Source organism: Achromobacter sp. 1011791174 (genome assembly GCF_059760925.1).
In genome coordinates this window covers 1-8,817 of the sequence record NZ_JCBANH010000152.1, presented here as the reverse complement: position 1 = coordinate 8,817, position 8,817 = coordinate 1, and the positions used below count along the sequence as shown (strand labels likewise).

Annotated in this window: 7 protein-coding genes; 4 read left to right on the top strand and 3 right to left on the bottom strand. The window is 69.8% G+C overall.

What is annotated here, in order from left to right; genetic code table 11:
- Positions 1-65 precede the first annotated feature (65 nt).
- A complete protein-coding gene (locus tag AC6LJ5_RS29210; protein ID WP_103275439.1) occupies positions 66-1,016 on the top strand; it encodes a substrate-binding domain-containing protein in 951 nt (316 codons plus the stop codon).
- Positions 1,017-1,044: 28 nt separating this feature from the next.
- On the top strand, positions 1,045-1,833 hold the full coding sequence (locus AC6LJ5_RS29205; protein WP_103275440.1) for a deaminated glutathione amidase: 789 nt from the start codon (positions 1,045-1,047) through the stop codon (positions 1,831-1,833).
- A 39-nt stretch (positions 1,834-1,872) separates the two neighbouring features.
- Here AC6LJ5_RS29205 and AC6LJ5_RS29200 read toward each other — a convergent pair whose 3' ends face one another.
- The gene (locus AC6LJ5_RS29200) at positions 1,873-2,391 is read right to left on the bottom strand and encodes a CS1 type fimbrial major subunit (RefSeq protein ID WP_392411073.1); all 519 of its coding nucleotides are present in this window, start codon (positions 2,389-2,391) and stop codon (positions 1,873-1,875) included.
- A gap of 173 nt (positions 2,392-2,564) precedes the next feature.
- Positions 2,565-4,688 (bottom strand): ATP-dependent helicase, encoded by a 2,124-nt coding sequence (locus AC6LJ5_RS29195; protein WP_103275442.1) that lies wholly within the window; start codon positions 4,686-4,688, stop codon positions 2,565-2,567.
- Positions 4,689-4,905: 217 nt separating this feature from the next.
- Between AC6LJ5_RS29195 and AC6LJ5_RS29190 the strand changes: the two genes are divergently transcribed.
- Positions 4,906-5,805, top strand: coding sequence for a DUF72 domain-containing protein (locus tag AC6LJ5_RS29190; RefSeq protein ID WP_392411072.1), 900 nt, complete (start codon positions 4,906-4,908; stop codon positions 5,803-5,805).
- A 29-nt stretch (positions 5,806-5,834) separates the two neighbouring features.
- Here AC6LJ5_RS29190 and pdxR read toward each other — a convergent pair whose 3' ends face one another.
- Positions 5,835-7,340 carry a MocR-like pyridoxine biosynthesis transcription factor PdxR gene (gene pdxR, locus AC6LJ5_RS29185; protein WP_369869707.1) on the bottom strand — a complete coding sequence of 502 codons (1,506 nt, stop codon included), beginning with the start codon at positions 7,338-7,340 and terminating at the stop codon, positions 5,835-5,837.
- A 95-nt stretch (positions 7,341-7,435) separates the two neighbouring features.
- On the opposite strand from pdxR, the gene AC6LJ5_RS29180 reads away from it, so the two are divergent.
- Complete coding sequence (locus AC6LJ5_RS29180; RefSeq protein WP_498142329.1) at positions 7,436-8,701, top strand: 4-aminobutyrate--2-oxoglutarate transaminase; 1,266 nt, start codon at positions 7,436-7,438, stop codon at positions 8,699-8,701.
- Positions 8,702-8,817 lie beyond the last annotated feature (116 nt).

Sequence of the window (8,817 nt, the reverse complement as noted above, 5' to 3'; positions counted from 1 at the left end):
GCGCCAGGCCCCTCATCGCCCTTCCCCCTCCCACCGCGGTCCGCCGGGCCGCCAAGGCCATCCCCATGACACTCCAAATCCGACTCGCCGTGCGCGACTGGGACTACATCGTGCCGCTCGCCCTGGGCGACGTGGTCGCCGAAGGCCTGGACCTGCGCATCGACCGGGTGCCCGCCCTGCCCGAGGACCTGGCCGCCGATCCGCGCTACGACGCCGGCGAGATGTCCATGAGCCGCTATTGCCTGGGCCGCCTGCGCGGCCGCGACGATATCGCCGCCGTGCCCCACTTCCTGATGCGCGGCTTCCGCCATCGCTGCATCATCACGCATCGCGACAGCGGCATCACCCAGCTGGAGCAGCTGGCCGGCGCCCGCATCGGCATGACCGGCTGGCAGGACTCGGGCAATACCTGGACGCGCGCCCTGCTGCGCCGCGTCGGCATCGGCATCGACGACGCGCAATGGCGGGTCGGCCGCCTGACCGCCGCGCACCCGGTCGCCGACCGGCTGTCCGGCTATGGCCAGCCGGGACGCATCGAGGCCGTGGCCGGCGAGCGCCCGCTGGTGGACCTGCTGCGCTCGGGCGAACTGGAAGCCGTGTTCACGCCCTTCATGCCCGACGGCTTCTTCGACGCGGACTCGGACCTGCGCCAGCTGCTGCCGCAATGCCGCCGCGACGAAGTGGCGTACTTCCGCGACGTGGGCTACGTGCCCGGCATGCATCTGCTGGGCATCAAGCCGGACATCCTGCGCGCCCACCCCTGGGTCGGCCAGTCCCTGAGCGCCGCGCTGGACGCGTCCGCCGCGATGTGGCTGCACAAGCGCCGTAAATACGCGGACACCACGCCCTGGATCCTGGACGAGCTGATCCAGACCTCGCGCGACCTGCCCGAAGGCTGGGACCGCAACGGTCTGCAAGCCAACCAGCCCATGGTGACGGACTTCCTGGCCGAACTGCGCGCGCAGCGTCTCACCGAGCGCAGCATGTCGCCGGCGGAACTGTTCGCCCACGGCTGACGTTCTTGAACATACAAGGAGACTTCACATGAAAATCGCCCTGGGCCAATTCGCCGTGCGCCCCGACTGGCAAGACAACGCCGCGATCTGCCTGGACCTGATCGCCCGCGCCGACGCCGGCGGCGCGCGCCTGCTGGTGCTGCCGGAAGGCATCCTGGCGCGCGACATCGCCGATCCCGACCTGGTGCGCCGCGCCGCCCAGCCGCTGGACGGCCCCTTCATGACCCGCATGCTGGAGGCCACCCGCGACCGCGCGCTGACGCTGGTCATGACCGTGCACGTGCCCGCCGATCAGGGCAAGGTCTGGAACATCCAGGTCGCGCTGCGCGGCGGTCGCATCGTCGCGCAATATCGCAAGCTGCATCTGTATGACGCGTTCTCCATGCAGGAGTCGGTCAACGTGGTGCCCGGCGATGAAGTGCCGCCGCTGCTCGAGGTGGACGGGCTGCGCTTCGGCATGATGACCTGCTACGACCTGCGCTTTCCCGAACTGGCGCGCCGCCTGGCGGTGGACGGCGCCGACGCGCTGCTGGTGCCCGCCGCCTGGGTCAAGGGACCGCTGAAGGAACATCACTGGGAAGTGCTGGCCACAGCCCGCGCGCTCGACAACACCTGCTACGTGGTGGCCGTGGGCGAATGCGGCCCGCGCAATATCGGCGCGAGCATGGTGGTGGATCCGCTGGGCGTGGCGATCGCCCGCGCGGCCGAGCAGGATGCGCTGCTGTACGCCGAGCTGGATCCACGGCGCCTGGCGCAGGCGCGCCAGGCGCTGCCGGTGCTGGCCAACCGGCGCTTCGCCCGCCCCGAACTGGCCTGAGCCACGCCGGCCGGCGCGCAGGACGCGCCGGCCATCCACTCAAGGCGTGGCGGCGGAAGGCTCGAACAGCACCACCAGATCGCCGCGATAGATGCCGTTGATGCTCGGGCCATCGGGCGTCTGCGCCGGCGCCCGCGCGCTCACCGTGAGCCTGTGAATCTGGTCGTAGCCGCCGTCGCCTGGTGTGCTCTGCTGCACCTTCAGCGGCGCGCCGACGCGGACCTCGTCCTCGCGCCCCGGCTGCGACAGGACCACCTTGGCATCGCGCATTTCATAGACGCCGCCCCGCATCGTCAGGGGCCGAGCCAGCGCGATATTGAACTCCGTTCCCTTCGTCCATACGCGGATGGGCAAGGTCTTGGAGAACGCGCGCTGCGTGCGGTCGGTAGCGTCCAGCTCCTCATGGTCGTACCAGCCGGAGCCGTCCGGCCGGGAAACGAAGATGGAATCTCCGATCTGGGCGGTGAGCGTGATCTTCTTGACGACGGGAGCGGCATGGGCCGCGCTGGCCGAGGACATGACCAGGCTTGCGACGAGAGCAATATGTTTGAGCTTCATGATGGAAGGATCAAGAGTTTGAACAAAGCCCCCGCCATGTGGGCGGGAATCCGCGCAACCGTGCGGCGGCGAGCGCCTGGGCTGACACCCCCGTTAACGGCCGACGAGGCTTGACTCTTTAAAAGCGCCAAGTCTCGTAGGACTATTCTTAACCCAACTGGGCTGAAAGCGCACTAGGAAAACAGGCCCCGCACCCGACGCGCCACGTCGATGCCCGGCGCCTGCGGCGACGGGCCCGCGCCGTTCCCCTCGGGCAGCGGCGGCGCCTTGGGCAGGTGATCGAACAGCGGCAGCATGGCATTCGTGATGAAGCGCGTGCGTGACGCATACACATGCCGGTCGCCCATGCCGGTCTGCTGATGCACGTAGAAACGCTGCGGCACGACCAGTTGCAGGCGTTCGCGCGCGCGGGTCATGGCGACGTACAGCAGGCGGCGTTCTTCCTCGATTTCCTCGGCCGTGCCGGTGCTCATGTCCGACGGAATGCAGCCGTCCACCACGTTCAGCACATACACGGATTTCCATTCCTGTCCCTTGGCGGAATGGATGGTGGACAGGATCATGTAGTCCTCGTCGCGCAGCGGCGCGCCCGATTCGTCGCTGGTGGCGTCTGGAGGATCGAGCGTCAGCTCGGTCAGGAAGCGTTCGCGCGACGGATAGCCGGCCGCGATGCGGGCCAGCTGTTCCAGGTCGGCGCGGCGCACGCGCGCATCGTCGTACAGCCGTTCGAGCTGGCCCGCATACCAGCGCAAGGCCAGGTCCACGTCGGCGGGCCATTTCAGCGCGGGATCGCGCAGCGCGGCATAGGTGTCGGCGAAGGCGCCCCAGTCCTGCTGCGCCGCCGCGCCCGGCTTGAACGCGCGCAGGGCCGCCAGCGGCTCGGCCGAGGCCGACATCGCATCCATCAGTTTGCCGGCCGTGGCCGGACCGACGCCCGGCAACAGCTGCGCCACCCGGAAGCCCGCCATGCGGCCGCGCGGATTCTCGGCCCAGCGCAGCAGGGACAGCAGGTCCTTGATGTGGGCCGCCTCCAGGAAGCGCAGTCCGCCGAATTTCACGAAGGGGATATTGCGCCGCGTCAGCTCCAGTTCCAGTGCCGCGCTATGGCTGGCCGAACGGAACAGCGCCGCCTGCGATTTGAGCGTGGCGCCCGCCTCGCGCTGCGCCAGCACCTGGTCGGCAACCCAGCGCGCCTGCCCGGCCTCGTCGCTGACATTGACCATTTCGGGCAGCTGCGAGGATTGCCGGTCGGTCCAGAGATCCTTGGCATAGCGCTCCGCCGCCAATCCGATCACGGCGTTGGACGCGTTCAGGATGGGCTGGGTGGAGCGGTAGTTGCGGTCCAGCGTGACCACGCGCGCCGGCTTCGGAAACTGCGTGGGAAAGTCCAGGATGTTGCGCACGGTGGCCGCGCGGAAGGAATAGATCGACTGCGCGTCGTCGCCCACCACGGTCAGGCCGCGCCCGTCCGGCTTCATGGCCAGCAGGATGGCGGATTGCAGGCGATTGGTGTCCTGGTACTCGTCGACCAGCACATGGTCGAAGCGCGCCCCCACATCGGCCGCGATGCCGGGATCGCCCATCATCTCGGCCCAGTACAGCAGCAGGTCGTCGTAATCCAGCGCCTGCTGGTCCTGCTTGGCCGCGACGTAGGCGCGGAACAGGGCCTTGAGCTCGGCCTCCCATTGCGCGCACCACGGAAAGGCGGTCTTGAGCACGTCTTCCACCGGCGCCTGGCTGTTGATCACGCGCGAATAGATGGCCAGGCAGGTGCCCTTGAGCGGAAAGCGCGACTTGGCCGAGGACTGGCCCAGCTCGTGGCGCACCATGCCCATCAGGTCCTCGGCGTCGCCCCGATCCAGGATGGTGAAGGACTCGGACAGGCCGATGCGCAGCGCGCAATCGCGCAGCAGGCGCGCGCCAATGGCATGGAAGGTGCCCGCCCAGGGCAGGGCCGGCGGCTGCTGCGCCGCATGCAGGCGCATCACCCGGTGCAGCACCGCGCCCACGCGGCGCTCCATTTCCAAGGCGGCGCGGCGCGAGAAGGTCAACAACAGCATGCGCTGGGGATCGGCGCCGTTCAGGATCAGATGGGCCACGCGGTGGGCAAGCGTATTGGTCTTGCCCGAACCGGCGCCGGCGATCACCAGCAGCGGGCCGTCCTCGCCGCCGCCCTGCCCGGCGCGGGCCGGGGCCACGCCGAATTCCACCGCCGCGCGCTGGGCGGGGTTGAGGTCCGCCAGGGGATCGGGACGGTCCTGCGGCGCTGATGAAGACGGGGATTGCGTATCGGACATGGGCGGGGGAATGGCAATGCCCATGCGCGCCCGCGGCCCGGAAGGCGGGACCGGCCTGGGCGCGCACAGGCCAGACAACTGTTCATATATCCAGCTATCATAACCCGGTGCCCGCTCCGCCACGGCGCCCTTGCCCGGAGCGCCTGAGCGGCCCGTCGCCCCGTCCCGCGCGCCCGACCCGCCCGCGTTTCCTCGTCCTCCATCGCCCTTGCCCGCCATGCGCATCCTCACCGGCGCAGCCTCCTGGACCGATCCCACGCTGCTGGCCTGCGGCCGCTTCTATCCGCCGGCCGTGGCCGCCAACGCCGAGGCCCGGCTGCGCTACTACGCGGCGCGCTTCCCGCTGGTCGAGGTCGATTCCAGCTACTACGCGCTGCCCACGGCCGAGAACGCCTGGCGCTGGGACCAGCGCACGCCTGACGGCTTCGTCTTCAACATCAAGGCGTTCCGGCTGTTCACCGGCCACCAGACGCCGCTGTCCGCCCTGCCCGCCGACATCCGCGCGGAGCTTGACGGCTGGCCGGCACCGTTCATCTACTACAACGACGTGCCCGGCGAGCTGCGCGACGAACTCTGGCGGCGCTACACGCTGGCGCTGGAACCGCTGCGCCTGCCGGGCAAGCTGGGCGCCGTGCATTTCCAGTTCCCGCCCTGGATACGACGCGACGCGCGCGGCCACGCGGCGCTGGCCGAGGCGGCGCGGCGCATGGACGAGCATCTGATCTCCATCGAGCTGCGCCACCGCAGCTGGTTCGACAGCCCCGCCGCGACGGCCGGCACGCTGGCCCTGCTGCGTGATCTGGGCGCGGTGCACACGGTGGTGGACGCGCCCGCCGGGCCGGAGAACAGCGTGCCCGCCGTCTGGGCAAGCACGCATCCCGAGCTGACGCTGTTGCGGCTGCATGGCCGCAACGCGGCCGCCTGGAACCGGACCACGCAAGCCTCGTCGGGACGCTTCCAGTACGAATATTCCGAGGCCGAGCTGGCGGAACTGGCCGAGCGCTTTTCCCGGCTCGCCGCGCAAAGCGCGCAGGCGCACGCCGTCTTCAACACCAACTTCGAGGACCAGGGCGTGCGCAACGCGGCCGCGTTCGCGGCGGCGCTGCCGGGGTTCTGAGACACGGTCGCCGATGCGCTCTTGGCGGCTCAGGCGCGGGCCGCGCGCGCCGGCTTGCGCGCCACTTCCGCCAGGCTGTCCAGCAGCACCTCGAACTTGCGCGCGATGTCCTGCTCGGGCACGCAGGCAAACCCCAGCAGCAGCCCCGGACGCCGCAGCGCCGGGTCGGCGTAGTAGCGCGACAGCGGACGCGTCAGCACGCCGCGCGCGCGCGCCTCCTCGACCACGCGCAGGTCGTCCATGTCGGGGGGCAGCGTCAGCACCAGGTGCAGCCCGGCCAGGCTGGCGTCGCGGTGCAGCCAATCGGCGCCCAGGCGACGCTCGATCAGGTTGACCAGCATGGCGCGGCGCCGGCCATACAGCATGCGCATGCGCCGGATGTGCGCGGCGTAGTGGCCGTCCGCGATGAAGGCCGCCAGCGCAGCATGCGTCATCTGGTGACCCTCGCGGTACAGCTCGGCGTGCGCCGCCTGGAACGCCGCCACCAGCGGGCGCGGCAGCACCAGATAGCCCACGCGCAGCCCCGGGTACAGCGTCTTGCTGAAGGTGCCCATGTAGATCACGGGCGCATCCGGCTCCAGCCCCAGCAGCGAGGCGATGGGCCGCCCCGAGAAGCGGAACTCGCTGTCGTAGTCGTCCTCGATGATCCAGCTGCCATGGCGCCGCGCGACGGCCAGCAGCTGGCGGCGGCGCGCCAGCGACATCACCGGCCCCAGCGGGTACTGATGCGACGGCGTGACGAAGATGAAGCGCGGCGGCTCGCCGCCGGCTTCCTGCGGCACCTGCATGCCTTCCTCGTCCACCGGCAGATGGCGGATGCGCAGGCCATTGGCCTGCAGCACGGTGCGCGCGCCCCAATAGCCCGGGTCCTCGACCCAGGCCACCTCGCCCGGATCGCCCAGGATGCGCGAGGCCAGGTCGATGGCCTGGTGCGAGCCCTCGGTGATGATGAGCTGTTCCGGATCGCAGTCGATCGAGCGCGTCAGCGCCAGGTGCTGCGCCAGCGCCTCGCGCAGCGCCGGCAGCCCGCCGCCATGGGCGTAGGTGAGCAGGTCCGGCGGCGGATTGCGCCACAGCGCGCTGACGATGCGGCCGAACTTGCGGTGCGGGAATTCGGTCAGGTCGGGCACGCCCGGCATGAAGGCGCCCCATTGGTAGGGCGAGGCCGAGGCGCCGTCGACGATGGCCGCGCCGCGCGGCGACAGCGCCGCACGCGGCTGTGGCGCGGCCGCCGGGCGGGCGCGCCGTCCGCTGCTCAGGAACGAGTCCGGCAGCGAGGCGTTGACGAAGGTGCCGTTGCCCTGCCGGCTGCGCGTATAGCCCTCGGCCAGCAGCTGGCTGTAGACGTGGACCACGGTATTGCGGGCGATGCCCAGCTCGGCCGCCAGGTCGCGCGAGGCCGGCAGGCGGGTATCGGCGGCGATGGCGCCTTCCAGGATGGCTTCGCGCAGGCCACGATACAGCCGCCGGTTCATCGGCTCGGCGCTGGCCTCGGCCAGCCGGAGCAGCAGCAGGTCGCCTACGATGGAACGCAATTGGTTCTACCCGTTTTACAAAAGTGGTTCCCAACAATGGGGCCATCGTAGCATTAAATTAGGGGCTAACCCTTTACCCGCGATGCGAGGCTGAGATGAAGAATCAGGACCTGAATACCCGCCGTTCCCTGGCCACGCCGCGCGGCGTCGGCGTGATGTGCGATTTCTATGCCGTGCGCGCCGAGAACGCCACGCTGTGGGACGCCAACGGCAAGGAATACATCGACTTCGCCGGCGGCATCGCCGTGCTGAACACCGGCCACCTGCATCCCAAGGTCAAGGCCGCCATCTCGGCCCAGCTCGACAACTTCACGCACACCGCCTACCAGATCGTGCCCTACGAGGGCTACATCTCGCTGGCCGAACGCATCAACCGCCTGGCCCCCATCGACGGCCTGAAAAAGACCGCCTTCTTCACCACCGGCGTCGAGGCAGTCGAGAACGCCATCAAGATCGCGCGCTCGGCCACCGGCCGCTCGGGCGTGATCGCCTTCTCCGGCGCCTTCCACGGCCGCACCATCATGGGCATGGCGCTGACCGGCAAGGTCGCGCCGTACAAGCTGTCCTTCGGTCCCATGCCGGGCGACGTCTACCACGTGCCCTTCCCCAACGGCACCCAGGACATCACGGTGGCCGACTCGCTCAAGGCGCTGGACCTGCTGTTCAAGGTCGACATCGATCCCAAGCGCGTCGCCGCCATCATCATCGAACCCGTGCAGGGCGAAGGCGGCTTCAACATCACCCCGCCCGAACTGATGACCGCGCTGCGCAAGGTCTGCGACGAGCACGGCATCCTGCTGATCGCCGATGAAGTCCAGACCGGCTTCGGCCGCACCGGCAAGCTGTACGCGATGGAACACCACTCGGTGCAGGCCGACCTCATCACCATGGCCAAGAGCCTGGGCGGCGGCATGCCGATCTCGAGCGTGGTGGGCCGCGCCGACGTCATGGACGCGCCCGCCGCCGGCGGCCTGGGCGGCACCTACGCCGGCAACCCGCTGGCCGTGGCCGCCGCGCACGCGGTGCTGGACGTCATCGCGGAAGAAAAACTGTGCGAGCGCGCCGTCCAGTTGGGCGACAAGCTGCGCGCCCATCTCGAAGGCCTGCGCGCCAAGGTCCCCGGCATCGCCGACGTGCGCGGCCTGGGCTCGATGGTGGCGCTGGAACTGAACGACCCGTCCACTGGCAAGCCGGACGCCGACGCCGTCAAGCGCGTGCAGGCGCGCGCAATGGAACGTGGCCTGATCCTGCTGAGCTGCGGCGTGTACGGCAACGTCCTGCGCTTCCTGTACCCCCTGACCATTCCCGACGCCCAGTTCGCCCGCGCGCTGGACATCCTGTCCGAGGCGCTGGCAGCATAAGCACCGGGCGCACCCCGATCATCCGGCCGGTGGCGCCAGCCCGAAAGGGCTGAGCCCGCCCCGGCCGGATATCCGTTTACACGGCGCCATCGTGCCCCCCCCACGCCCCCTGAAAC

Coding starts and splice junctions, on each gene's coding strand:
- AC6LJ5_RS29180 (WP_498142329.1), top strand. CDS start 7,436: ATGAAGAATCAGGACCTGAATACCCGCCGTTCCCTGGCCACGCCGCGC.
- AC6LJ5_RS29205 (WP_103275440.1), top strand. CDS start 1,045: ATGAAAATCGCCCTGGGCCAATTCGCCGTGCGCCCCGACTGGCAAGAC.
- AC6LJ5_RS29195 (WP_103275442.1), bottom strand. CDS start 4,688: ATGTCCGATACGCAATCCCCGTCTTCATCAGCGCCGCAGGACCGTCCC.
- AC6LJ5_RS29200 (WP_392411073.1), bottom strand. CDS start 2,391: ATGAAGCTCAAACATATTGCTCTCGTCGCAAGCCTGGTCATGTCCTCG.
- AC6LJ5_RS29210 (WP_103275439.1), top strand. CDS start 66: ATGACACTCCAAATCCGACTCGCCGTGCGCGACTGGGACTACATCGTG.
- AC6LJ5_RS29190 (WP_392411072.1), top strand. CDS start 4,906: ATGCGCATCCTCACCGGCGCAGCCTCCTGGACCGATCCCACGCTGCTG.